Consider the following 1700-nt stretch of genomic DNA (forward strand, 5'->3'; position numbering starts at 1 on the left):
TTAACGATTAATACTTCAAGCGCTGCGAATACCATCATTGGTGCGATTAGTGGTGCAACAAGCTTAGTGAACAGTGGCTCTGGTACCTTAACCCTATCAGGTAACAATACGTATACGGGTGGTACTACCATTAGTGCTGGTACAGTTGCCCTGTCTGGTAGCGGCGTATTACCTACTAGTGGTGCAGTGACCATCTCTGGCGGTACTCTTAATCTGGGAGCTACTAATTTAGCGGTAAGCACCTTAACCATTAGCTCAGGCGCCTTAAATAGCATTACTGGATATGTCACAGGCTCTGCCTTTGTGATTAACAACACGCTAGCTAATCCGATTATGATTGGCGCCATCCTGCAAGGTGATGGTGCTACCTTAACGAAGTCTGGCGCTGGCATCCTAACCCTGTCCAACACCAATATCTACACTGGTAGCACTACTATCTCGGGTGGTACTTTAGCCATCACGGGTACTGGCTCGATTGCTAGCTCCAGTAGCATCCTTAATAACGCTACCTTAGACATTAGTGGCACTACAACTGGTGCTTCGATTATTAGCTTAAATGGTACGAGCCTTGGTGTGGTTGCTTTAGGTAGCAAAATATTGACCATCAGTAATGGCGCGCATACCTTTGCTGGGGTGATCCAAGATGCAGGTATCTCTGCAGGTACAGGCGGTCAAGTCATCATCACTGCGGGCAACCAAGTGTTCTCCGGTACTAACACCTACACCGGCACCACCACCATTAATGGCGGTACCTTAATGATTACCAATAACGCAGGCTTAGGCGCTAATGGTAACGGGGCAGCAGGTAGTGGCACCATCATTGCTAGTGGCGCTACCTTAGATCTGTATAACGTCATTGTGGGTAATGAAGCCATCACCTTAAATGGTGGAACACTCAAAGATGTCACGAGTAGCTTAGCGGGCAATATCACCTTAGGGGCTAACAGCACACTAAGTGCTACTAATGCAGACGATACCTTAACCCTATCAGGCATCATCTCTGGGGACTATGGCATTACTAAGACGGGCTTAGGTACGGTAGTCCTATCCAATAGCAACAATAGCTACACCGGCAGCACTACCGTATCGGCTGGTACGCTCTCCTTAAGTGGTACTGGCAGTATCGCTAGCTCCAGCAACATTATTAATAATGCAACGCTCGATATCACAAGTACTACTACAGGCACTACGATCACCAGCTTAGAAGGTAATGGCGCTACCTTCATTGCTGGTAAGACCTTAACCATTAGTAATGCCACTAATACACTCAGTAGTCCTTACAGTGGTTCGATCTCAGGTGATTTAGGTAACCTCGTTCTGAGTGCAGGTACACAAATACTGTCTGGCAACAACACCTACACCGGCAGCACCACCATCAATAGCGGTACCCTCACAGTCAGTGGCCTAGGCACTCTTGGATCTACTGCCAATAACTTGACCATGAGTAATGCTGCAGTATTAGATCTCCAAAGGAGCCTCACCGTTGGTAACCTAGTTATGGCTAGTGGTAACACCATTACCAATAGCACTGGTAGCTCTAGCCTCATAGTAGGGGGCACCGCTTCCTTGGCCGGCAACATCACCACCAGTGGTACCCAAACCTATACTGGGGCAGTGACCCTCACTGGCACTGGTGCTACTAGAACCTTGCAAGGCTCTACGATTACTGCCAGCTCTACCATTGCCGGTGGTACTAATGC

The 1700-nt window shown here is 48.2% G+C and carries 1 protein-coding gene; it reads left to right on the top strand.

Features of this window, described 5'->3' with window-relative positions:
* Window positions 1-1700: beta strand repeat-containing protein (locus B0G85_RS10185; RefSeq protein ID WP_198508821.1), on the top strand; the 1700-nt coding region annotated here is incomplete at both ends.

It is taken from the genome of Polynucleobacter brandtiae (assembly GCF_002797575.1).
In the GTDB taxonomy this organism is placed as follows: Bacteria; Pseudomonadota; Gammaproteobacteria; order Burkholderiales; family Burkholderiaceae; genus Polynucleobacter; species Polynucleobacter brandtiae.